The organism is Streptomyces sp. NPDC049627, assembly GCF_044465645.1.
Lineage (GTDB): Bacteria > Actinomycetota > Actinomycetes > Streptomycetales > Streptomycetaceae > Streptomyces.
The window spans coordinates 1-22,736 of the sequence record NZ_JBITLW010000020.1 but is presented as its reverse complement, the minus strand read 5'-3'; the positions used below and the strand labels follow the sequence as shown (position 1 = coordinate 22,736).

16 protein-coding genes are annotated in these 22,736 nt (G+C 71.3%); 8 read left to right on the top strand and 8 right to left on the bottom strand.

All coding sequences use genetic code 11. The annotated features are described in order from the left end of the window. Positions 1 to 146: 146 nt before the first annotated feature. The 3 genes from ACIBU0_RS40170 to ACIBU0_RS40160 all read right to left on the bottom strand — a co-directional run bounded on the left by ACIBU0_RS40170 (position 147) and on the right by ACIBU0_RS40160 (position 4,620). On the bottom strand, positions 147 to 1,919 hold the full coding sequence (locus ACIBU0_RS40170) for an LCP family protein (RefSeq protein ID WP_398828742.1): 1,773 nt from the start codon (positions 1,917 to 1,919) through the stop codon (positions 147 to 149). Positions 1,920 to 2,147: 228 nt separating this feature from the next. Beyond that, positions 2,148 to 3,236, bottom strand: a complete 1,089-nt coding sequence (locus ACIBU0_RS40165) for an LCP family protein (RefSeq protein WP_398828990.1) — start codon at positions 3,234 to 3,236, stop codon at positions 2,148 to 2,150. A 628-nt stretch (positions 3,237 to 3,864) separates the two neighbouring features. Beyond that, positions 3,865 to 4,620, bottom strand: a complete 756-nt coding sequence (locus ACIBU0_RS40160) for a TIGR03089 family protein (protein ID WP_398828739.1) — start codon at positions 4,618 to 4,620, stop codon at positions 3,865 to 3,867. A gap of 141 nt (positions 4,621 to 4,761) precedes the next feature. Between ACIBU0_RS40160 and ACIBU0_RS40155 the strand changes: the two genes are divergently transcribed. Both ACIBU0_RS40155 and ACIBU0_RS40150 read left to right on the top strand, forming a co-directional pair. Then, complete coding sequence (locus tag ACIBU0_RS40155; protein WP_398828737.1) at positions 4,762 to 6,297, top strand: N-acetylmuramoyl-L-alanine amidase; 1,536 nt, start codon at positions 4,762 to 4,764, stop codon at positions 6,295 to 6,297. A gap of 145 nt (positions 6,298 to 6,442) precedes the next feature. Then, positions 6,443 to 7,525, top strand: a complete 1,083-nt coding sequence (locus tag ACIBU0_RS40150; RefSeq protein ID WP_398828734.1) for a sugar phosphate nucleotidyltransferase — start codon at positions 6,443 to 6,445, stop codon at positions 7,523 to 7,525. Positions 7,526 to 7,764: 239 nt separating this feature from the next. Here the strand turns inward: ACIBU0_RS40150 and ACIBU0_RS40145 are convergent, their stop codons facing one another. The 4 genes from ACIBU0_RS40145 to ACIBU0_RS40130 form a co-directional block, all read right to left on the bottom strand. After that, the gene (locus tag ACIBU0_RS40145) at positions 7,765 to 8,775 is read right to left on the bottom strand and encodes a DNA-3-methyladenine glycosylase family protein (RefSeq protein WP_398828732.1); all 1,011 of its coding nucleotides are present in this window, start codon (positions 8,773 to 8,775) and stop codon (positions 7,765 to 7,767) included. A gap of 138 nt (positions 8,776 to 8,913) precedes the next feature. Further along, the gene (locus ACIBU0_RS40140; RefSeq protein WP_398828988.1) at positions 8,914 to 10,215 is read right to left on the bottom strand and encodes a coenzyme F420-0:L-glutamate ligase; all 1,302 of its coding nucleotides are present in this window, start codon (positions 10,213 to 10,215) and stop codon (positions 8,914 to 8,916) included. A gap of 29 nt (positions 10,216 to 10,244) precedes the next feature. Next, positions 10,245 to 11,204, bottom strand: a complete 960-nt coding sequence (gene cofD / locus ACIBU0_RS40135) for a 2-phospho-L-lactate transferase (RefSeq protein WP_398828730.1) — start codon at positions 11,202 to 11,204, stop codon at positions 10,245 to 10,247. A gap of 34 nt (positions 11,205 to 11,238) precedes the next feature. Continuing rightward, positions 11,239 to 11,781 (bottom strand): cysteine dioxygenase, encoded by a 543-nt coding sequence (locus ACIBU0_RS40130; RefSeq protein ID WP_398828728.1) that lies wholly within the window; start codon positions 11,779 to 11,781, stop codon positions 11,239 to 11,241. Between the two features lie 650 nt (positions 11,782 to 12,431). Between ACIBU0_RS40130 and ACIBU0_RS40125 the strand changes: the two genes are divergently transcribed. The 3 genes from ACIBU0_RS40125 (at position 12,432) to ACIBU0_RS40115 (ending at position 18,126) form a co-directional block, all read left to right on the top strand. Next, positions 12,432 to 12,695 (top strand): WhiB family transcriptional regulator, encoded by a 264-nt coding sequence (locus ACIBU0_RS40125; protein WP_003975777.1) that lies wholly within the window; start codon positions 12,432 to 12,434, stop codon positions 12,693 to 12,695. A gap of 191 nt (positions 12,696 to 12,886) precedes the next feature. Next, positions 12,887 to 16,579 carry a glycosyltransferase gene (locus tag ACIBU0_RS40120; RefSeq protein ID WP_398828726.1) on the top strand — a complete coding sequence of 1,231 codons (3,693 nt, stop codon included), beginning with the start codon at positions 12,887 to 12,889 and terminating at the stop codon, positions 16,577 to 16,579. Then, a complete protein-coding gene (locus ACIBU0_RS40115) occupies positions 16,576 to 18,126 on the top strand; it encodes a DUF5719 family protein (protein ID WP_398828724.1) in 1,551 nt (516 codons plus the stop codon). Before ACIBU0_RS40120 ends, ACIBU0_RS40115 begins: the two co-directional genes overlap by 4 nt. A gap of 44 nt (positions 18,127 to 18,170) precedes the next feature. Here ACIBU0_RS40115 and ACIBU0_RS40110 read toward each other — a convergent pair whose 3' ends face one another. Further along, positions 18,171 to 18,620, bottom strand: coding sequence for a metallopeptidase family protein (locus tag ACIBU0_RS40110; RefSeq protein ID WP_398828986.1), 450 nt, complete (start codon positions 18,618 to 18,620; stop codon positions 18,171 to 18,173). A 344-nt stretch (positions 18,621 to 18,964) separates the two neighbouring features. Between ACIBU0_RS40110 and ACIBU0_RS40105 the strand changes: the two genes are divergently transcribed. The 3 genes from ACIBU0_RS40105 to ACIBU0_RS40095 all read left to right on the top strand — a co-directional run bounded on the left by ACIBU0_RS40105 (position 18,965) and on the right by ACIBU0_RS40095 (position 22,589). Further along, positions 18,965 to 19,342: a DUF3499 domain-containing protein gene (locus ACIBU0_RS40105; RefSeq protein ID WP_398828722.1), complete on the top strand. Its 378-nt coding sequence runs from the start codon at positions 18,965 to 18,967 to the stop codon at positions 19,340 to 19,342. Positions 19,343 to 19,494: 152 nt separating this feature from the next. Further along, positions 19,495 to 21,111, top strand: a complete 1,617-nt coding sequence (locus tag ACIBU0_RS40100; RefSeq protein ID WP_398828984.1) for an L-lactate permease — start codon at positions 19,495 to 19,497, stop codon at positions 21,109 to 21,111. 113 nt (positions 21,112 to 21,224) lie between these two features. Further along, positions 21,225 to 22,589 (top strand): phosphomannomutase/phosphoglucomutase, encoded by a 1,365-nt coding sequence (locus ACIBU0_RS40095; RefSeq protein WP_398828721.1) that lies wholly within the window; start codon positions 21,225 to 21,227, stop codon positions 22,587 to 22,589. The last annotated feature ends 147 nt before the right edge of the window (positions 22,590 to 22,736 follow it).

The window sequence follows — 22,736 nt, the reverse complement described above, 5'->3', positions numbered from 1 at the left end:
GACCACTGTGGGTCCGAACCGGGTTGGCCACGTGTCGGCAAAATCCACGCCCGGCGCGGCCACGCGGAGTGTCAGGCCAACGGTGCCTGACACAACCGTGTCCTGTGTCAGACCAACGAGAGCCCGGGACAGTTGCGTTGGCGGAGCTACTTCGCGCACTCCACCTTGTCCGCCGTGGACTTCTCCACGTCGGGTGCCTTCGTCGGAGCGGTGAGGGAAACGCCCGCACCCTTGAAGTCCTTGCCCAGCGTCAGTGTCATCGTGGGCAGGCCCTGGGAGTTGGTCACGCTCTTGCCGGGCTTCAGCGCGGACCCGGAGAGCCCCATGATGGCGGCGAGCCGACGTGCCTGGTCCGCCTGGTCCGGTGCGTATTCGAGCGTCGTCTTCGCCAGCGTCGCCGGAGCGTTGCCCGCGTTCTCCGACTTGGTCACGCCTTCCTCGGTCTGCAGCCAGGTGAGGGTCTCTTGGGCGCTGCCCGCGGGGGCCCCGCCGTTGAACACCTGCACCCGCACCTCGGAGGGGTCGGCCTTGGTGCCCTTCAGCCGGGCGGCCACGGCGGCGGCCTCCTCCTTCTTCTGCTGCTTGACCGCGGTGAAGGAGACGTCGTTCTGGATCGCCTGGAAGACCTCGGGGGCCGTCGCCTTGTTCAGTACGACGGTCGCCTTCACCTTCTCGGCCGGGTTGTCGATCACCGGAACCGTCGTGAACGTGAGGTTCTTGGTGTTGAGCTTGCCCAGCTCCAGGCCGAGGTCCTTCAGCTTGTCGATGCTGTCGAGCTGGGAGTCGACGGTCAGCGCCTTCGTGCCCGCCTCGGCCAGCTTGATCATCTTCGACGGGCTGCTGAGTGTGTCGTTCGACTTCAGCTTCCGCATCAGCGCGCTGAGGAACTGCTGCTGCAGCCCGATCCGGCTCAGGTCGCCGCCGAAGCCGACGGAGTGCCGGGTGCGGACGAAGGCCAGCGCCTGCTCGCCCGCGATGACGTGCTTGCCCTCGCTGAGCTTGAGGTGGGAGTCGGGGTCGTCGATGTTCTTGCCCAGGCACACCTCGACGCCGCCGACCGCCGTCGTCAGCGTCTTCACCGCGTTGAAGTCGGCCACCATGAAGTTGTCCGGCTTGATCCCGGTCAGCTCGGTGACCGTACGCGCGGTGCAGCTGGGCGTACGGCCCTCCTGGCCGAGGCTGGTGTTGAAACGCTCGCCGGTCTCGCCCGGGATGATCTTCTGGGTGCCGTCCTCCTGCTGCGTGGGGCAGTCCGGGATGTCGACGATCAGGTCGCGCGGGATGCTGAGCGCCGTCGCGTTCGAGCGGTCCTTGGAGACGTGCAGCAGGATCGTGGTGTCGGCGTGGCCGGGGCTGTCCTTGTCGCCGTACTTCTCGTTGCCCGCGCCCGTGCGCTTGTCCGTGCCGATGAGCAGGATGTTGATGGCCTTGTCCTTGCTGAAGCCACCGGTGCTCGCGCCGTCGTCGGAGACGGACGTGATGTTGTCGTTGAGGTGCTCGATGTAGAGGTAGGCACCGGCCGCGGCGGCGACGACCACGAACGCCATGATGCCGCCGGTCCAGAGCACGGCCTTCTTCGCCTTGCTCTTCTTCTTCACCGGCCGGCGACTGCGCCGCCCCGGCAGCGGCTCCTCGGGCACGCCCCGGCGCCTGCGCTGCGGTGGGACCTCACGGCCCGGCGCCGGCCGCGTCTCGGGCGCCGCGGTCCGGTTGCGCACCGCGCCGTCCGCGCCGCCCGCCTTCGCAGCGGTGGCCCGGGCGGCGGCGCCGGCCCGGGAAGCGGCTCGGCGCGGTCCCGGAACCGCTGACTGCGGAGCGGAAGGGGTCAGTCGCAGTTCGTATTCGCCGGTGCTCGGATTGAGTACCCACTGGTCTGCGGGGTCGATGTCGTCCGCCCGCCCACGGCCTTGCGCGTCCACGGTTGTCTGAATCCTCCGTCGGGGCCACGCGGCGCCTTCCCCCTCCAAGGCGCTCGGGTCTCTTTCGGTCAAACAGTGCGCAAGCCTAACTACGGCAGGGAGCACCGGATCGCTCACACTATCCGGCCAGTTCAGCGTCAAGCCACGACGGTGACAAATTCCACGTCCCTACAACTGGGCAATCCGACCCATTTCTTTGAATTGGGGTTCGCCGACTTGGTGAGCGTTTTACCTGCAGGGGTTCTCGGCGGCGGTGTTGCCTCGGAAGGTGGGGGGCGGGGGCGTGGGGTCGGCGGCTTCGACGAGCCGCTTCGTGCCGGACGGAGGCCCCTCGGAACCGTGGTGCATTTCGGGTGAATCGACTACTTCCACCGGCGTGTCGGTGCGCAGTCGATCGAAGAGTCGCTCCGCCTCGGGCTCCACGAGTTGGTCGCGATTGGCGTTGTGGATGTACGACTCCCGAGGAACGGTCAGGAATTGCACGCGTTCGGTGGGGATGTCGCGCACGCCGCGCACGAGATCGTACAAACCGCGCAAGTTGGCCAGGGCGGGGTCCGTGGTGAGGGAGGACGTGGCGGCGTCCAGGACGGGGTAGAGCCTGACCGGGTTCAGCAGGACGTCGTTGCTCTGGACCTTGTTGACCAGCGCGGCGAGGAATCGCTGCTGGCGGTGCATGCGCTCGGTGTCGCTGCCGTCGCCGAGTGACTTGCGGGCGCGTACGTAGCCGAGGGCCTGTTCCCCGTCGAGGGTCACCTTGCCGGCCGGGAGGCGCAGCTTGGCCGCCTTGTCGTTGATGGGCCCGGTGAGGCAGATCTCGACGCCTTCGAGGGCGTCGATCATCTCCTTGAAGCCATGGAAGTCGACGACCATGTGGTGGTCGATGCGGATGTCGGTGAGCCGCTCGACGGTGCGGATGGTGCAGGCCGAACCGCCCACCTGGAAGGCGTAGTTGAACATCGCGAACATCGGCTCGCTGCGGCGGCCGTCGGCCCGTCGGCACCCGGGGACGTCCACCATCAGGTCGCGGGGTATCGAGACGGCGGTGGCGCTGCGGCGCTCGGCGGACAGGTGCAGCAGGATCGTGGTGTCGGACCGCTCGGTGCCCGAGTCGCGTCCGTAGCGCCGGTTGCCGCTGCCTGCCCTGGAGTCCGAGCCGATGAGCAGGACGTTCTGCGCGCCGTGCACGAGTGAGGTGGGGCGCTCCTTCTCGTACCGCGCGAGCTCCGCGGCGGCGGCTTCGTCGGCGGTGATGTTGGAGTCGAGCTTGGCGTACACGGCCCACCCGGCTCCGGCGGCCGCCACGACCACCAGCCCCACCCCCAGGACCCCGCGCCGCACCCACCGCCACCTACGCCGCGCCCCGACACCGGAACCTCCGCTGCGTGAGCGTGCGATGCGGGTCACGTCTGGCTCCACTCCTCGGGGCAGCGTGCTGCGGGTGGTGTGGGCTGTTGTTACGACCATGGCCCGGGTGGGGGGTGAGGGGCGGATGGTGGGGGGCTGAATGGGTGACGGTGCCTCCGGCGGTTGGGCGGGGGTGCCTGCGGCGGCCTGTGCGGGGTGGGTGGGGGTGCGCGTTGATGCCTGCGGCGGTCTGTGTGCCTTGGTGGGGGTGCGCGTAGCGCCTGCGGTTTTCTTGTGGGTCGGGGCCGTGCCGGGGGTGTCCGTCCTCGGTCGGGCGGTTGCCGTTGGACAGAGAGGTGCTGTGTGTTGACGCCCGCCGCTGCGGGCGGACACCCCCGGCACGTCCCCTTGCCGCCGTGGGCGACCGTAGGCCCGTAGGGGTACGCGCGTCCCCACGCGCCGCAGCAGGCGTAGCTGCGCGCAGTCGTGCTGCTGGGGCGGCTCCCGACCCACAGAAGCGGCACCCCGTCGCGCCGGGCTGCGCACCCACCCCCGGCCGGCCCCGGCGCCGGGCAACCAGGTGCGCGAACGGTGCCCGGCGTTATCTCGCCGTCGCCGTCACCCGCTCGCTCTCGATCCGCTTCGCCAGGGCCTCCTCGCCCAGCGATTCGAGGTGTCGGCACAGGACCACCGACCCACCCGTCGTCAGCGCCGCGTACAGCCCGGCGTTGAGGCCCTCCCAGGTGTCGTACGGCAGGGCCGACAGAATCCGGGAGCCGGGTCCCGTGAGACCCAGCCCCGTCGCCTCGGCCTGGGCGCGCTCGACGACCTCGGCGCCGCTGAACTCCCGGCCGGCCACGATCAGCGCCGGATCCTCCGGATCGACCGGCGCGTACGGTGCGAAACGGTCACCCTGACTCGGGCCTTCCACGGCGTAGTCGGCGAACCCGGCCGGCGCCTGCGGAAAACGGCCCCCCAGCGGCCGTAGCGCCAGGGCGACCCGCTCACCACGGCACGCCCGCGCCGCTTCCAGCGTCTCCGGCCCGCTCACGACCACGTCGGCCGCCGCAGGATCCCCGCCCACGTCCGCGATCGCGCCCACCGACGAACACGCCAGCAGCCACACCGCCGTCTGCCAGTGCGCGGGCAGCAGCAACGCGACCCGGTCACCCGGCCCGGCCCCGAGGTCGCCCTGGAGCAGATTCGCGGTCTTGGCCACCCAATTGGCGAAGGTGGCCACGGACAATTCGACGCGTTCCCCGGTGGCGTCGTCGTAGAAGGTCACCAGGGGACGTCCGGGATCCGCGGCGAGCGCGGAACGCAGCAGGTCGGCAGGGGTGCGATCGGTGGCATTCACCCGCGCAAGGGTACGCGGACCGGCGTACACAAACCGCCGGTTGGCGCCCCCCTGGTGTCACCGGTCCGGGTGAATCGTGGGCCGACACCCCGTCAATTCCGCAATAGACAGGTTTGTAAGACTATGTCCACCATCGGGAGCATGCGTGGATTCCTTGCTTCCTCGATCGGTGTCACGTGCGCGGCCGCTCTGGCTCTCCCGCTCACCCCACCCGCCGTCGCGGCGACGGCGAGACCGGCGTTCGGCGCGGAACCGGCCACGCGGGGGGAGACGGTGGCCACGGCGCCCGGGCCGACGGTGCGTCATCAGAGCACGGTGCTTCATGAGAGCGCGGTGCGCCATGAGAACGCCGAGCCGGACGTCCCCGGCAGCACCCAGTCACTGCCCCTGGTCCCCCGCGGCCCCGACCGCGTCACCGGTGCCCCCGCCGAACAGGGGCTGTCCCCCAGGGACGTACCGCACTTCTCCCTCGTCGGCGTCGTCTGGGACGACCGAAACGTCGAACTGCACGGCCGAGTCCAGGTCCGCACCCGCGCGGTCGGCACCGGCACCTGGTCCGGCTGGCAGGACCTCGAGACGCACAACGCCGAGCACGCGGCCGACCCCGACACGCCCGAAGGCCGCTCCGGCCGGGTGCGCGGCTCCACGGCACCGTTGTGGGTCGGGGAGTCGGACGGCGTGGAGGCCCGGGTCACGGCGGAGTCCGCCGAGGGCCGGTCCGGGGAGCACGTGCCGGTACCGGGTGCCGGCGACCCGGCGCCGACAACCGGTACCGACGCCGCCTCTCCGCTTCCCGCCGGCCTCCACCTCGAACTCGTCGACCCCGGCGAGGCCGCCCCCGCACCGGGTGAGCCCGGCGGCGCCCCCCGCCCGGGCTCCCTCAACGCCGAGACCGCCGAGACCGCCGAGGCCCTCGCCGCCTCCGCCGCCGACGCCGCCACCTCGGCCGCCAACGTCGAACTCGCGCGCCTCGGTGCCGCCGAGATCCCCGCACTCGGCCGGGCCGAGACCGAGCGGGAGATGATGGCCCTGCGCGGTGGTGAGTTGACACAGGAGCAGCGGGCGAAGCCGTACATCGGGCCGCGGCCGCGCATCGTCACCCGGCGCGGCTGGGGTGCGAACGAGAGGCTGCGGGAGCGGGGTTTCGTCTACACGAAGAAGGTGAAGGCGGCGTTCGTGCACCACACGGCGACCGGTGCCAAGTACCGGTGCTCGCAGGTCCCCTCCCTCATTCGCAGTATCTACCGCTACCACGTCCTGAGCATGGGCTGGCGCGACATCGGCTACAACTTCCTCGTCGACAAGTGCGGAAACATCTACGAGGGGCGCGCCGGGGGAGTGGCGAAACCCGTCCTCGGTGCCCACACCCTCGGTTTCAACACCAACACCATGGGGATCGCCGTTCTCGGCAGCTACGGGCGCAGCAAGCCGTCCGGCGCCGCAGTGCGGGCCGTTTCCCGGCTCACGGCTTGGAAGCTGGGCCTCTACGGCGTCAATCCGCGCGGAAAGACATACCTGAAGTCCGGCGGTGGCAATCTCTACCGAAAGGGAAAGAACGTACGACTGAACGCGATCTCCGGCCATCGGGACGGCTACTCCACGGAGTGCCCGGGATTGCAGCTCTACCGCAAGCTCGGCACGGCCCGCGCCACGGCGGCCCGCTACCAGGGGCGTTGAGCGGGTTCACCGCTGTCGGGGGGCAAGCGGCGGAGGGAATGCCGCCCCCGCCGCCCCTGCCGTCGAGGGCACCGCAGAACGGTCTGCATACACTGGCCGGCCGAAAGACAGTTCGGCCGGTCCCGGCAGGAAGCAGAGACGACAGGTGACAGAAGCGATCCTCCTGGTCGGCGGCAAGGGCACTCGGCTGCGTCCGCTCACCGTGCACACGCCGAAGCCCATGGTCCCGGCGGCAGGGGTCCCGTTCCTCACGCACCAGTTGGCGCGAGCGAGAGCGGCGGGGGTGGAGCACATCGTCCTGGCGACGTCGTACCTGGCCGAGGTCTTCGAGCCGTACTTCGGCGACGGCTCGGCGCTGGGCCTCCATCTGGAGTACGTGACGGAGGAGGAGCCGCTCGGCACGGGCGGCGCGATCCGCAACGTGGCCTCCCGCCTCCACTCGGCCCCCGACGACCCGGTCCTCATCTTCAACGGCGACATCCTGACGGGCCTGGACATCAAGGCCTTGGTGCACACGCACGAGACGACGGGCGCGGACATCTCCCTGCACCTGACGAAGGTGACGGACCCGAGGGCGTACGGCCTGGTCCCCACGGACGAGACGGGCCGGGTGACGGCGTTCCTGGAGAAGCCGCAGACCCCCGAGGAGATCGTCACCGACCAGATCAACGCGGGTGCGTACGTCTTCCGCCGCTCCGTCATCGACACGATCCCGGCGGGCCGGCCGGTGTCGGTGGAGCGCGAGACGTTTCCGGACCTCCTCACGGCCGGAGCCCACCTCCAGGGCTTGGTCGATTCGACGTACTGGCTGGACCTGGGCACCCCCGCGGCCTTCGTCCGCGGTTCGGCCGACCTGGTCCTGGGCCGGGCCCCGTCCCCCGCGGTCCCCGGCCGGTGCGGCGACCGCCTGATCCTGCCCACGGCCAGGGTGGCCCCCGACGCCAAGCTGACCGGCGGCACGGTCGTGGGCGAGGGCGCGTTCGTCGCCGAGGGCGCGCGCGTCTTCGGCAGCACGATCCTCCCGGGCGCCGTCATCGAACCCGGCGCCGTCATCACCGACTCCCTCATCGGCACCCGCGCCCGCGTCGGCGAACGCTCCGTCCTGACGGGCACGGTCATCGGCGACGGCGCGGTGATCGGCGCCGACAACGAGCTGAGGGAGGGCGCGAGGGTGTGGTGCGACGCGCGGATCCCGGCGGGGGCGGTGCGGTTCTCACCGGACCTGTAGCGGGTTCGGTGAGCAGACGATCCTTGAGGGGATGATCAAGGGGGCTCCGCTTCTCGACGCCGGCCCGCACCATCCAGCCCGTCCGGCGTTTGAGGACAAGGCCCCTTAAGGGCCGAAGCGGGGGTCTGGGGGCGGCAGCCCCCAGGGACCGGGGTCGAAGGGGCGGAGCCCCTTCAGGATGGGACGGGTAGGGGCGGCGGGGGCGAAACCCGTCGACGGCACCGCAGCGCACGCCCCCGTCACAACTGCCCGATATCCCCCCGAGGCATCCGCGGCGCCCGCCGCCCCGGCACCCGCCCACTCAACAGAATCAACCGAGCCGCCCGATGCCGCTGCCCCGCATACGGCTCCAGCAACTCCAGCATCACGGAGTCATCCGCATCCCGATCCCCGGCCAGCGCCCACCCCACAATCCCGGGCAGATGCAGATCCCCCACGGTCACCGCATCCGGCGCCCCATGACTGCGCTGCACAACCTCCGCCGACGTCCACGGCCCGATCCCCGGCACGACCTCCAACCGAGCCTGCGCCTGATCCGGAGGCATCCGCACCGCTTCCTCCAGCCGCGCAGCAACCCGCACGGCCCGCAGAATCGTGGACGCCCGCTTGTTGTCGACCCCGGCCCGATGCCACTCCCAGGACGGAATCATCCGCCAGGTCTCCGCATCCGGCATCACACACATCCGCCCGGGCGCGGGCCCAGGCGCCGGCTCCCCGTACTTCCGCACCAGCAGCCGCCACGCCCGATACGCCTCATCGGTCGTGACCTTCTGCTCCAGAACCGACGGAATCAACGACTCCAGCACCAGCCCCGTACGCGTCAGCCGGAGCCCCGGCCGCCGATGCCGGGCGAGCGCCACCAGCCGGTGCCGCGGCACGAACGCGGACGGATCGTCGGCGGCCCCGAGCAGTTCCGGCAACTGCTCCAGCAGCCACTCGGCCCCCGGCCCCCAGGCCTCACCCCGCACTCCGTCACCGCGCGCGGTGACCCGCAGCGTTCCGGGCCCGGCAGGCGTACGGGCGGCCCGCCACACGGACCCGTCCGGCATCGCCCGGAACGTCGGATCCCCCGGCCCACGCCGCAAGGGCCCCAGCACGAGCCCGAGATCGAGCGGCCCGTCCGGCACCACCGTCCGCACCTTCGCCGGCGCGACAGCCTGCCGCGGAACACCCGCAGGCACGGCGGGCACACCGACATGCCCACCTCGCACTGTCGTACGAGTGGGCCGCGGAGCAAAACGTCCTGCCACGAAGAATCCCGGGAGTAACTGGATACCGACGAGAGCTACGAGCCTAGGCGCTTCCACGACATCCCAGCCGCACAGAACCGCAGCCGCCCCCACCCGATGTCCCACGACACCGCAGCCCCCGGCCCACCCAGCGGAGCGTCACCGCACCTCGATGAAACCCCCGGCATCCCGCTCGGGCCGCGGTCGAGGCTCCTCCGCCGGGTGACCGACGGCGACCGCCCCCATCGGATCCCACTCCTCCGGCAGCCCGAGCACCTCCCGCACCACATCCCGGCAGAACATGGTCGACGACACCCAGGCCGAGCCCAGCCGCTCCCCGGCCAGCGCGACCAGGAAGTTCTGCACGCCTGCGCCCGCCGCGACGACGAACATCTCCCGCTCGGCCCCGTCCCGCCGCGCGTCGCCGTACGTGTGCGAGCCGTCCATCACCAGACACGGCACGACGAGATACGGCGCGTTGCGCAGCACATCCCCGCGCCGCACCCGCTTCGCGATCGACTCCTCGCTCTTGCCGTCCCGCCGCAGATCGGCGATCCACGCATCCCGCATCGCGTCGAGCAGCCGTGTCCGCGACTCCTGCGACTCCAGCAGTACGAACCGCCAGGGTGTCGTGTGATGCGGCGCCGGCGCCGTGACAGCCGCCGCGACCGCTCTTCGTACGGCCCCGGGGTCGACGGGTTCGTCCGTGAAGGCCCGTACGGTACGGCGCTGGGTGACCGCCTCCCGTACCGCCTCCGACGTCCCGAGCCGGAACATGTCGTCGCGCGCGTCGCGCACCAAGGCCCGCGCCCCCTCCCCGTGCTCCTCGGCCACCGTGTGCGCCAGCCCGCGCACGACGGCGACGGGCAGACCGGAGGCCTTTCCCTTCACCAGATCACCGGCGGCGGCCAGTTCGTCCGCGGTCGCCACGACGGTCGCGCTGAGCGGATTGCCGTACGCGTCCGTGCCCCCGCGCAGATCGTCGAGCACGCGCACGCCGGCCGCGCCGATCGCCACATCCGTGAGCCCCGAGCGCCAGGGCCGCCCGAAGGTGTCGGTCACGACGACCCCGACGTCGACGCCGAGGGCGTCCCGGAGGCCGTCCCGGATCGCACGCGCGGACGCGTCCGGGTCCTCGGGCAGCAACAGCACGGTTCCGGCGGGGGTGTTGGAAGCGTCCACGCCGGCTGCGGCCATCACGAGGCCCTGCCGGTTCTCGACGATGCGCAGCGGGCCGCGGCGCGCGACGACCCGTACCGTCTCCGCGTCGATGGCGGCCTCCCGGTCGGCTGCCTCGACGATCCGTCCCTCCGCCTTGGAGACGATCTTCGAGGTGACCAGGAGCACGTCCCCGTCGGCGAGGCCGGGTTCCGCCGCGGCGATCAGTTTCGCGAGGTCGTCGCCCTGCTGGACCTCGGGAATCCCGGAGACGGCCCACACCCGGTAGCCGTCCGCGGACATGTCGCTGGACACGTGGCTGGACACGTCGCTCAAGCGCCCCGCACCTCCTCCGCCAGCGCCAGCGCCTCCCGGGCCATCTGCGCGGCGGCGTCGATGTCGGTCATCATCAGCGGTACGGCCCGGCAGCGGATCCCGGCCGCCTCGACCTGCTGAACGGAGCCCGCGTCCACGGTGTCGACGAGCCAGCCGTCGAGCAGCCCCGAGCCGTAGTGCTCGGCGACCGCCGCGGCCGTCGACTCCACGCCGACCGCCGCGAGCACCTTGTCGGCCATCCCGCGCACGGGCGCGTCCCCGACGATGGGGGACAGGCCCACGACCGGGACGCCCGCGTCGGCGATCGCCTCGCGGATGCCGGGCACGGCGAGGATCGTGCCGACCGAGACGACCGGGTTGGACGGCGGGAAGAGGATGACGTCCGCGCCGGCGATCGCCTCAAGGACGCCCGGCGCGGGCTTGGCCTGCTCCGCGCCGACCGGCACGATCGCCTCCGCCGGCACCGACGCCCGCAGCCGCACCCAGTACTCCTGGAAGTGGACGGCCTTGCGCTCGCCGTCCACCTCGACCGCGACATGCGTCTCGACGCGGTCGTCGGTCATGGGAATGAGACGGACTCCCGGCTTCCAGCGGTCGCACAGCGCCTCCGTCACCGCGCTGAGCGGATAGCCGGCGCCGATCATCTGCGTCCGCACGATGTGCGTGGCGAAATCCCGGTCGCCCAGCCCGAACCACTCCGGGCCGACGCCGTACGCCGCGAGCTCCTCCTTGAGGTGGAAGGTCTCGTCGGACCGGCCCCAGCCCTGCTCCTCGTTGATGCCGCCGCCCAGCGTGTACATCACCGTGTCGAGGTCCGGGCAGACCTTCAGTCCGAAGAGGTGGATGTCGTCCCCGGTGTTGCCGATGACCGTGATGTCCGCGTCCGGCACGGCCCGCTTCAGACCACGCAGGAACCGGGCACCACCGATGCCGCCTGCCAGAACCACAATGCGCATGGGTGCCAGTCTTGCAGGCGGGTACGACAACGGCTCACGCAGTCACCGGACTCGGCTCGATACGGGCCTCGCAGGCCCGGGCCGTGGGGGTTCCCCCGGTCGAACGAAGTTGAGACTGGGGGAGCATCGGCATCTCGGTCAGGCCCGGGTAGTACACGTGCAGGCTGACCGCGGGCTCCAGCGCGTCGTTCGCCACCTCGTGCACGTATCCCGGCGCGAACACCCGCTGCGCGCCTGCCTCCAGCGCGCGCGTGCCGCGCTCCGTGCGCTCCGTCAGGGTGCCGTCGAGGACGGTCAGGACGCCGGAGGACCGGCCGTGGTCGTGCAGCCCGCTGCCCTGCCCGGGAACCCAGGACAGCAGCCACACCTCGTAGCCGGGGCCCGTGCGCAGCCGGTGGTACCAGCGGGTGGTCGCGTCGTACTGGACGAGGTGCTCCCACTGGGACCGGTCGGCCGCGATGGAGCGGGCCAGGCCGACGAAGTCGGCGACGGTGGCCGGGTGCTCGCGCGGTGCCTGGAGGAGGTGCGGGACTTCGAGGATGTCGCCGGCGATCTGGAGGTCGCTGTCGCTGTTCATGGGTGCGGTGGTTCCTCAGTGAAAGAAGGTCAGAGGGAACGGAAACCGAGTGGGCGGACGACTCGGCCTACAGCTGGAGCGGGTGTGGCTCAACAGCTGGGACAGCAACAACAGCTACAGCGACCCTGGGCAGCACCGAGGGACCCGGCGGTGCGGGTCGAGGTGAGTGCCAAGTTCGCGAGCATGCCCACAAGGACATCGGTTCACGCCTTCGCTGTCAACTTGGCGCCCGTCACGTGGGACACGTTTCACCTCATCCGGTGCATCTTTATGGCGAAAGGTTTGTCCATGGGGTGACCGGGACACATGGCGCACAACCGGGCGCACGGCGTCGTTGTGATCCTGTGATCCGACTGTGATCCGTTTCGCTTCTGCGTGTGCGTGCAACGAGATCGAACTTCTGGGCGTCCTTTTCCGTACAGGCTCTACGGAGGGCCGGAGGCCCCCCTGGGGCTCGTCTGCTTGTCAAGGTTTATGCCGATTTGAACACTTTCCGCTAGGCCTTGGTTCCGCAGAGTGAATAAGGGGCTCAATAGCAGATCTCGGCTTGACTCGCCCGGAGCAGCACACTTGTAATTTCACTCGTGTCGTTCAGCCGAAATCGGTAACGGCAACATCACGGGGACGCGAAAGACAGACGAGGGGCGCACATGACCGAGCTGGTGCAGCAACTGCTGGTCGACGACGCGGACGAGGAACTCGGCTGGCAGGAGCGCGCGCTGTGCGCCCAGACCGACCCCGAGTCCTTCTTCCCCGAGAAGGGCGGCTCCACCCGCGAGGCCAAGAAGGTCTGCCTCGCCTGCGAGGTCCGCTCCGAGTGCCTCGAATACGCCCTCGCCAACGACGAGCGCTTCGGCATCTGGGGCGGCCTGTCCGAGCGCGAGCGCCGTCGGCTGAAGAAGGCCGCCGTCTGACGCAACGGATCGGAACGACACGTACAACCGCACGTACATACGCACGTACGGCCCGTCGCGGGTGGGTTATCCACAGGCGGCGGGCCGCCGTCATGCCCAGCCGATAGTGTGGTCGCTCGTCCGAGACGCCCCGCTGTCCCCCAGGGGCACAGGCGTCCACCGCAGTCCATCGAACCGGGGCCCGTACCTCGATGTCCGTGCACAGCCACCCGGCAGCCCATCACGACCCCGCTGCCCCACCTGAGTTTCCGCGTCATGTGGTGACCGCGGTGCTCGTCTCCCACGACGGCGCCCGCTGGCTGCCCGACGCGCTCGCCGGGCTGCTCGGCCAGGAGCGCCCCGTCCAGTTCGCCGTGGCCGCCGACACCGGCAGCGCGGACCGATCCGCGCAGCTGGTCACCGACGCCCTTGGCGACGATCGCGTACTGCACCTCGCCCGGCGAACCGGATTCGGCCAGGCCGTCGAGGAGGCCAACCGCACCGCCCCCCTCCTCACCCCGGACGAGCTGACGTACCTGAAGCGGCCCAGCGGCTGGGACCCCGTCACGCGCACGTGGCGCGACGACGCCTACGACATGCCCGAACTCCCGCACGGGGAGCCGGTGCAGTGGCTGTGGCTCCTGCACGACGACTGCGCCCCCGAACCCGACGCCCTGGCCCAGCTGCTGCGCGTCGTGGAGAACGAGTACGAGCTGGGACGCGACGACGTCGCCGTCGTCGGCCCCAAGCTGCGCGGCTGGTACGACCGCAGGCAGCTCCTCGAAGTGGGCGTCACCATCGCCCACTCGGGCCGCCGCTGGACCGGCCTCGACCGCCGCGAGCAGGACCAGGGCCAGCACGACCACGTCCGGTCCGTGCTGTCCGTGTCCACCGCCGGCATGCTGATCCGGCGCGACGTCTTCGAACAGCTGGGCGGCTTCGACCGACGCCTGCCACTGATGCGCGACGACGTCGACCTGTGCTGGCGCGTCACGGCCGCCGGCCACCGCGTCCTCGTCGCGCCCGAGGCAGTCGTACGACACGCCGAGGCGGCCTCCCGCGAGCGCCGCACCGTCGACTGCGTGGGCCGCACCGCCGCCTCCCCGCACAAGGTCGACAAGGCGGGCGCCGTCTACACCCTGCTGGTCAACACGCGTACGGCCGTGCTGCCCTGGGTGCTGCTGCGCATCGTGGTCGGCACCGTCCTGCGGACCCTCGCCTACCTCGTGGGCAAGGTCCCCGGGCAGGCCCTCGACGAGATCCGCGGCCTCATGGGCACCCTGCTGCGCCCCGAGCGGATCATCGCCGGACGGCGCAGGCGCGGGAACCCGGTGATCGACAAGGGTGAGCTGCGGGCGCTGTTCCCGCCGCCCGGCGCGACCGTGCGGGCCACCGTCGAACAGGTCGCGAGCAACCTCGTCGGCCGCTCCGACCCCGAGGCGGCCGCCGGCGCCGGACGGCACGGCGGAGCGATCGAGTCCGGGCCCGGCGGTGACGACGCGGACTTCCTGGAGATAGAGCAGTTCGCCCGCCTCAAGCGCATCGCCCGCAAGCCCGGCCCGGTGCTCTTCCTGGTGCTGCTGTTCGTCTCGCTGATCGCATGCCGCGGGCTCCTCGGCGGCGGCGCACTCGCGGGCGGCGCGCTGCTGCCCGCCCCGGCCGACTCCGGCGAGCTGTGGTCCCGCTACCTGGACGCCTGGCATCCGGTGGGCGCCGGCGGCACCCCGTCCGCGCCGCCGTACCTCGCGATCGTGGCGATGCTCGCCTCCGCGCTCCTGGGCTCGACCGGGCTTGCGGTAACGGTCCTGCTGGTCTGCTCGGTGCCGCTGGCCGGGGTCACCGCCTACTTCGCCTCCCGCCCCCTCGTCGAGTCCCGGCTGCTGCGCGCGTGGGCGGCCGTCGTCTACGCCTTCCTGCCCGCCGCCACCGGCGCACTCGCCGGCGGCCGCATCGGCACCGCCGTCCTCGCCGTCCTGCTGCCGCTCATCGCGCGCGCGGGCATCGCGGCGAGCGGGCTGACGAACCCCGCGGGTGTGCGCGGCAGTTGGCGCGCGACCTGGGCGTATGCGCTGCTGCTGACGATCACCACGGCCTTCACGCCCATCGTGTGGCCGATCGCGCTGGTCCTCGGGCTCGGCCTGCTGGCGGTGCGGCGCGCCGACATCACCGCGTACGGCCTGCGCTTCCTCGCCCAGATCGGCGTGCCCCTGCTGGTGCTCGCGCCCTGGTCGCTGTCGCTGCTTCCGTTCGGCTTCTTCCAGGAGGCCGGTCTGGAGTACGGCTCCTCGGCGGCCTCCGCCCTGGACCTGCTCGGTGCCGGCCCCGGCGGACCCGGCACCGTCAGCGGACTGATGCTCATCGGTGTCGTGCTGGCCGCGCTGGCCGCCCTGATGCGCTCCGAGCGCCAGTTCGGCATCTGGACCGCCTGGGCGATCGCCCTGGTGGGCCTCGTCTTCGCGGCCCTCTCCAACAGCTTCACCTGGGCCGGCCCCGCGACCCTCGTCTACGGCATCGCCCTCCTGGCCGCCGCACTGCTCGGCGCCGACGGTGCACGCTCGCGCGTGGCCGAGCAGAGCTTCGGCTGGCGCCAGCCGGTCGCCGCGCTGATCGCCTTCGCCGCGGCCGCGGGCCCGCTGCTGGTCGCCGCCGGCTGGATGATCCGCGGCGCCGACGGACCGCTGGAGCGGCGTGATCCCGTACAGGTGCCCGCGTTCGTCGCCGAGGACGCCCGCAACCGCGACCAGGCCCGCACCCTCGTCCTCGACAGCGAGTCGTCCGCCCAGGTCGGCTACATGCTCGTCCGCGGCTCCGGCGCCCGCCTCGGCGACGCCGAACTCGCCGCTGCCGACGGGGAGAACGCCAAGCTCGACAAGATCGTCGCCAACCTCGTCGCCGGCTCCGGCGCCGACCAGGCCGACCAGCTGGGGGCGTTCGCGGTGCGCTACGTCCTCGTCCACAAGGGCGCGCCCCGCGAGGTCGCACGCGTGCTGGATGCCACGCCCGGGCTGCAGCGGCTGAGTGAGCAGAACGGCAGTGCGCTGTGGCGGGTCGACCGGCAGGTGTCGCGCGCGGCCATCGTCGCCGGATCGGGCTCGGGCTCGGGATCCGGTTCGGGCTCGGGTGGGCCTCAGGCCGTTGCCGCCGGGCCCGTGGAGATCCACACCACGATTCCGAGTGGCGCCGAGGGACGCGTCCTGCGTCTCGCCGACAGTGCCGACGACGGCTGGACGGCGACCCTGGACGGCAAGCCGCTCACCGCGACCACGGTCGACGGCTGGGCCCAGGGCTTCGAACTCCCCGCTGCGGGCGGCAGGCTGGACGTCACCTACGACGACCCGATCGGCCACACCGCCTGGCTGTGGGCCCAGGGCTTCCTCGCCCTCGTCCTCGTCGTGATGGCCCTGCCGGGACGTCGCCGCGACGTGGACGACGACATGCCCGAGGAGGAGGCGGCGGTCCCGGCCGAGGCCATGGCAGGCGAGGGCCGGCGGGCCCGTCGGCTGCGCGCCCAGGCCGAGGCCGAGGAGACCGGTACGGGAGGGGAGTTCCCCGCTCCTCCGAAGGAGGAGCCTGCCGCGGCGATTCCGCATCAGCAGTCCTATGGCGAGTGGCAGACGCCCACGTATGCCGGCGCCGAGTACGGCGGTTACGGCGGCGAGCAGTACCAGGACGGGCAGCAGTACCCGGCGGGCGGTGCCTACGACCAGACGTATCAGGCGGACCCGTACCAGGCAGATCCGTACCAGGGCGGCCAGTACGACCCGTACGCGTACGGCGGGCAGGCGCAGACGGGGGCGTACGACGCCTCGTACGACCAGACGTACCAACAGGGTTATGACGCCACCTACGACCCGGCACAGCAGCATCCGCACGGCAGCGAGCGTTCCGACGGGAGCCAGCAGTGAACCGCACGACCCTGTCCCTGATCGCCGGTGCCGGCGCCCTGGCCGCCATAACCGGGGTCGCGGCGCTCACCACGCCGGACCATTCCGGGACGTCCACCGCGAAGGCGGCCGCCGAGCTGCCTGTGGAGCGTACGAGCCTGGTGTGTCCGGCGCCGAGCACCTCGGACCTCGCGGAGACGACCTACACGTCGTTCACGCCCGTCACGAAGGGGGCGGGGAGCGGCGGCAAGGCGGAACTGCAGCCCGGGGCGCAGGAGTCGGGCGACGCGACGAATGCCAAGGGGAAGGCCGACGGCAAGGGCAAGGCCGACGGCAAGGGGAAGCAGGCCGGCAGCGCGGACAAGGGCGGCAAGCCGGTTCTGGCGGGCAAGGAGCCGGGGACGCCGGTGACCGAGGACGCCTCGGGGGCCGACTCGCCGGCGCTCATCGGGACCGCCGACGGCGCCTTCGCGCCCGGCTGGACCGTGCAGGAGACCACGCGGGTCGCGGCGGGCACGGGGCGTGGCCTGCAGGGCGTCAACTGCATCGCGCCGGACACCGAGTTCTGGTTCCCGGGCGCCAGTACGGCTGCCGACCGCACGGACTACGTCCATCTGACCAACCCCGACGACTCCGCCGCCGTCGTCGACATCGAGCTGTACGGCAGGGACGGTGCCCTCGAGACCACGGTGGGGGAGGGCATCACGGTTCAGCCGCACTCGGGCGCGCCGATCCTGCTGTCGACGCTCACCAGTGAGAAGCAGGAGAACGTGACCGTGCACGTGAGTGTGCGCAGCGGTCGCGTGGGTGCTTCGGTACAGGCGCTGGACGACAAGCTCGGTGCGGACTGGCTGGCCGCGTCCGCGGATCCCGCGGGGAGCCTGGTACTGCCCGGCATTCCGAAGGACGCCAAGGCGGTGCGGCTGGTCGCCTTCACGCCGGGGGACGCGGATGCGGACCTGAAGGTGCGGCTCGCCTCGCCGTCGGGGCGGATCACGCCTGCCGGGAACGAGACGTTGCACGTCAAGGCCGGTATGACGAGTGCGGTGGACCTCGGTGACGTGATGCGGGGCGAGGCGGGGTCGCTGGTGCTGACGCCCACGGACACGGATCGGGGTGTGCCGGTGGTTGCGGCGGTGCGGGTGGTGCGGGGTGAAGGCGCCAAGCAGGAGACGGCGTTCATCCCGGCGAGCCGGCCGGTCGGCACGCGCGCGACGGTGGTCGACAACAGTGCCAAGGGCACGACACTGTCCGTGACGGCTCCGTTCCGCTCGGCTGAGATCAAGGTGACGGCGTCGGCGGGGAGCAAGGGCGGTACGGCCGCGTCCAAGACGTTCACGATCAAGTCCGGCACGACACAGGACGTGCAAGTACCGGTGCCGAGCGGGCTGAAGGGCACGTACGCCCTCACCGTGGAGTCGGTGTCGGGCGGACCGGTGTACGCGTCCCGGACGCTGACGGCGACGACGGAGGGCGTGCCCGGCTTCACGGTGCAGACGCTGCCGGACGATCGGGGGATGGTGGCTGTGCCGGAGGCGGATGAGGACTTGTCCGTGCTGCAGAAGTAGGTCTGCAGGCGGGCCGGGGCGCCTGAACCCGACAGCCGACGCCGTCAGTCCTCGCCGTACCGTGGGTCCACCGTCTCCGGCGTCAGACCAAGCAGCTCGGCCACCTGTTCCACGACCACCTCGTGGACCAGGGCGGCTCGCTCCTCCCGGCCCTTGGTGCGGATCTCCACAGGGCGGCGGTAGATGACCACCCGTGCGGGCCGGCCCTCCCGGGCAGGGATGGTGCCGCCCAGGGGAACCGCCTCGTCGTTCCACGTGCGGCCGGGACCGTCCAGGCGGGGCACTTCGAGGACCAGGAAATCGATGTCGGCGAGCTGGGGCCAGCGGCGTTCGAGGCGTTCCACCGAGTCCTGGACCAGGTCGGCGAAGGCGTCGGCGCGGCTCGCGGCGAGCGGGACCTGCGGTGGTGCGATCGGGCCGCGCATGCCCCTTCCGTGGCGATCACGGCGGCGGGGCCCGGGGCCGGCGGCACGGGGCGGTACGGGGGTGTCCATCACTGATGAAGCGTAATCCTCCAGGCCGCTGCCTGTCCGATCTGTGCGGGGCGGCCTGGGCGGTGTCCGGCCACCCCGTACGGCATGTCGGAACATGACCATTCCAGCCAAGGTTGGGCTCGATTCCGTATCTCTCCGAGACCGTCGATGTCGAGGTGAATGATGTGGTTTGTGGTGAGTGCTGAACGGTTCTGGGAGCGTTCGGGATCTCGGCGTGCGGCTTCCGTGCAGGTCAGTGGGGTGGGGTGAAAGGGGTGTGTGGGGTGTTTCACAGCACGACACGGGGGAGTGACCTGGGGGAGAGTCGTCGCGGCCCGCTCAAGAGTGCGGTACCGTCCAACGTCGTGAGCCCTGTACGTCGCTGTTCGCGCACCGCTTGCGGCCGTCCCGCCGTTGCGACGCTGACGTACGTCTACGCCGACTCGACCGCGGTCCTCGGCCCGCTCGCCACCTACGCCGAACCCCACTGCTACGACCTGTGCGCCGAGCACTCCGAGCGCCTTACCGCCCCTCGCGGGTGGGAGGTCGTGCGGTTGCTGGACGGTTCCGCTCCGGCCCGTCCGAGCGGTGATGACCTGGAAGCGCTTGCCAACGCCGTGCGTGAGGCGGCCCGTCCGCAGGAGCGGGCGGCCGAGGCCGGTGGCGGCGGGGCCCGTGGCGCCGACCCGATGGAGGTCGCGCGGCGTGGGCACCTCCGGGTGTTGCGGTCTCCCGACAACTGACCGTCGGTTTTCTCCACTCGTGCGGGTGTTCCCCGTGTGCTCGTTTCGTCGAGTGACGCACGGGCATTGACGTGTAGTTGGCGCGGACACGACCATTCCGTATGCCGGAACGAGAAATCGCTTTCCGCATGACGGAATCCGGGGAGGCGCCCGTGTACGTCCAGGAACTGGAACCCGTCGCCGGCTCGCTCGGTCTGTCGGCGCTCGTGGCCTCGCTGCCGCTCGTGATCGTCCTCGTCCTGCTGGGCGGGGTCCGGATGAAGGCGCATCTGGCCGGGCTCACAGGGCTTGTGGCGGCCGTTGCGGTCGCTTGGCTCGCGTACGGCATGCCGCTCGGCCAGACGCTCTCCAGCGCCGCCCAGGGGGCCGCCTTCGGGCTCTTCCCCATCCTGTGGATCGTCGTCAACGCCCTGTGGGTGTACCGGATGACCGTCCGGACACGTCATTTCGACATCCTGCGGCGGTCGTTCGGGCGGCTGTCCGACGACCCGCGCATCCAGGCGCTCGTCGTCGCCTTCTGCTTCGGGGCCCTGCTGGAGGCGCTCGCCGGGTTCGGGGCGCCTGTCGCGATCTGCTCCGTCATGCTGGTGGCGCTCGGGTTCGAGCCGGTGCGCGCGGCGGTCGTCGCACTGGTCGCCAACACCGCGCCCGTCGCCTTCGGGGCGATGGGAACGCCGGTGGTGACGCTGGCCCAGGTCACCGGGCTGCCGCTCGACGACGTGGCTTCCATGGTGGGGCGTCAGACGCCCCTGCTGGCCTTGGTCGTGCCGCTCGTGCTGGTCGGGCTCGTGGACGGGCGGCGCGGGCTGCGCGAGACCTGGCTGCCCGCTCTGGTGTGCGGAACCGCCTTCGCCGTCGCCCAGTTCGCCGCCTCCAACTACGTGTCCGCGCAACTCGCCGACATCGGCGCCGCCTTGGCCGGCGCGGGCGCGCTGGTCGCCGTACCCCACGCGCGCGTGCCCGCCGACGAGGCGGTGCGGGCGTCCGTGCTCACGGGCGCGCGGAGCGAGGAGTTGGACGAGGCCGACCCGCGACGGGACGTCGTACGGGCCTATGCCCCGTACGCGCTGATTGTGGTGATCTTCTCCATCGCGCAGATCCCGGCGGTCAAGGACTTGCTGGCCGAGGCGACCCAGACGTACGACTGGCCCTTCCTGAACGTCGTCGATCCGGGCGGCCAGCCGGTCGGCGGCAATGTCTTCAGCTGGCCGATCGTGTCCACCGGTGGCACGCTCGTGCTGCTCGCCGGGGTGTGCAGTGCGGCCGTCCTCGGAGTGCACGCGCGCGTGGCCGTCAAGGAATGGGCGGCGACCGTACACGAGCTGAGGTTCGCCATCCTCACCGTGACGTCCGTGCTGGCGCTCGCATACGTCATGAACCTCTCCGGACAGGCCGCCACCATCGGCCACTTGGTGGCGGCGGCCGGGGCGGGGCTGGCCTTCCTGTCGCCGGTGCTGGGCTGGTTCGGTGTGGCCGTGTCCGGATCGGACACCTCGGCCAACGCGCTGTTCGGCGCGTTGCAGGTGACGGCGGCGCGGGAGTCGGGCCTGTCGCCGGAACTCCTGGCCGCCGCCAACAGTTCAGGTGGTGTGCTCGGCAAGATGATCTCGCCGCAGAACGTCACCATCGCGTGCGCGGCCGTGGGGCTCGCGGGCCGGGAAGGGGACCTGCTGCGGCGGGTGTTGCCATGGAGTCTGGGACTGCTGCTGGTGATGTGCCTGATCGTGGTCGGACAGAGTTCACCGGCGCTGGGCTGGATGCTGCCCTGACGTCCGCGCTGACCTGAGGTTACGGCTCGGGGTCCAGTCAGCGGGTACAGGGCGCACTGTCAGTGAGGGCGGGTAGTTTGTGATGACCGACAGGACTTCCAGGAGGGTTGGCCGTGGCTGCTGATCTGTCACAGCTCGTGAAGGCGTACGACGTGCGCGGGGTCGTCCCGGACCAGTGGGACGAGCCCCTGGCCGAGCTCTTCGGGGCCGCCTTCGTGCAGGTGACCGACGCGAGCGCGATCGTGATCGGGCACGACATGCGCCCCTCGTCCCCCGGCCTGTCGCGTGCCTTCGCGCGGGGAGCGGCGGCCCAGGGCGTCGACGTCACCGAGATCGGCCTGTGCTCCACCGACCAGCTGTACTACGCCTCGGGCGCGCTGAACCTGCCGGGCGCGATGTTCACGGCCTCGCACAACCCGGCCCAGTACAACGGCATCAAGATGTGCCGAGCGGGCGCGGCCCCCGTCGGCCAGGACTCCGGCCTCGCGGAGATCCGCGAACTCGTCGAGCGCTGGAGCGAGTCGGGCGGCCCCGAGCCGGTGGCCACGCCGGGGACGATCACGCAGCGGGACACGTTGGAGGACTACTCGGCCCACCTCCGCTCACTCGTCGACCTCACCTCCATCCGCCCCCTGAAGGTCGTCGTGGACGCGGGCAACGGCATGGGCGGCCACACGGTCCCCACCGTCTTCGCCGGCCTGCCCCTGACCCTCGTCCCGATGTACTTCGAGCTGGACGGCACGTTCCCGAACCACGAGGCGAACCCGCTCGACCCGGCGAACATCGTGGACCTCCAGAAGCGGGTCCGCGACGAATCCGCGGACCTCGGCATCGCCTTCGACGGCGACGCCGACCGCTGCTTCGTCGTCGACGAGCACGGCGCCCCGGTCTCCCCCTCCGCCATCACCGCCCTGGTGGCCTCCCGCGAGCTCGCCAAGCACGGCGGCAAGGGCACGATCATCCACAACCTGATCACGTCCTGGTCGGTCCCGGAGGTCGTCAGGGAGAACGGCGGCACCCCGGTCCGCACCCGCGTCGGCCACTCCTTCATCAAGGCCGAGATGGCCAAGAGCGGCGCGATCTTCGGCGGCGAGCACTCCGCCCACTACTACTTCAAGGACTTCTGGAACGCCGACACGGGCATGCTGGCCGCCCTGCACGTCCTGGCGGCCCTCGGCGGCCAGGAGGGCCCCCTGTCCGGCCTCGTCGCCCAGTACGACCGCTACACCGGCTCCGGCGAGATCAACTCCACGGTCGCCGACCAGGCGGACCGCCTGGCCGCCATCAAGGCCGCCTACGAGGGCCAGGCGGGCGTGGAACTCGACGAACTCGACGGCCTCACCGTCACGGCGGCCGACTGGTGGTTCAACGTCCGCCCGTCCAACACGGAGCCGCTCCTGCGGCTGAACGCGGAGGCCCGGGACGAGGCGACGATGGCGAAGGTACGGGACGAGGTGCTGGGGATCATCAGAGGCTGAGGCGAGGCGAGGCGAGGGAGTCGGCTCCGCCTCTCGACGCCGGCCCCGGCATTTCAGCCCGTCCGGCGTTTGAGGACGAGGCCCTTTCGGGGCCGACGGGGGTCCAGGGGGCGTCAGCCCCCTGGCGGGGTCGAAGGGGCGGAGCCC

Bases quoted from the DNA above. Each gene is read 5' to 3' on its own strand.
- ACIBU0_RS40140 (WP_398828988.1), bottom strand. From the start codon at position 10,215: ATGTCCGCGGACGGCTACCGGGTGTGGGCCGTCTCCGGGATTCCCGAG.
- cofD (WP_398828730.1), bottom strand. From the start codon at position 11,204: ATGCGCATTGTGGTTCTGGCAGGCGGCATCGGTGGTGCCCGGTTCCTG.
- ACIBU0_RS40155 (WP_398828737.1), top strand. From the start codon at position 4,762: ATGCGTGGATTCCTTGCTTCCTCGATCGGTGTCACGTGCGCGGCCGCT.
- ACIBU0_RS40130 (WP_398828728.1), bottom strand. From the start codon at position 11,781: ATGAACAGCGACAGCGACCTCCAGATCGCCGGCGACATCCTCGAAGTC.
- ACIBU0_RS40125 (WP_003975777.1), top strand. From the start codon at position 12,432: ATGACCGAGCTGGTGCAGCAACTGCTGGTCGACGACGCGGACGAGGAA.
- ACIBU0_RS40110 (WP_398828986.1), bottom strand. From the start codon at position 18,620: ATGGACACCCCCGTACCGCCCCGTGCCGCCGGCCCCGGGCCCCGCCGC.
- ACIBU0_RS40120 (WP_398828726.1), top strand. From the start codon at position 12,887: ATGTCCGTGCACAGCCACCCGGCAGCCCATCACGACCCCGCTGCCCCA.